The 211-nt window shown below is 66.4% G+C and carries 1 pseudogene; it reads right to left on the reverse strand.

From position 1 onward, the window contains the following. Positions 1 to 211 (reverse strand): annotated as a pseudogene (locus H9X91_RS14875) (hypothetical protein); the annotation flags it as partial.

Below are 211 nucleotides of genomic sequence, written 5' to 3' on the forward strand. Positions count from 1 at the left end.
CCGCCACGGAGACGGTGGTGCCCACCCGGGTGGCGATCTCGTTGGGCATGAACTCCTTCACGGCCACCCGGGCCTCCAGCTTGGTGTCCCAGGCCAGGTACGTGATGCCAAAGCCGCCCTGGCCCAGCACCCGGCCGATAATGTAGCGGCCGTTCAGGACCGTCCCGGCCCGCAGGGCCACGGGGAATTTCTTTTCATTTTCAGCCAGGTC

It is taken from the genome of Oscillibacter valericigenes (assembly GCF_016902445.1).
In the GTDB taxonomy this organism is placed as follows: Bacteria; Bacillota; Clostridia; order Oscillospirales; family Oscillospiraceae; genus Oscillibacter; species Oscillibacter avistercoris.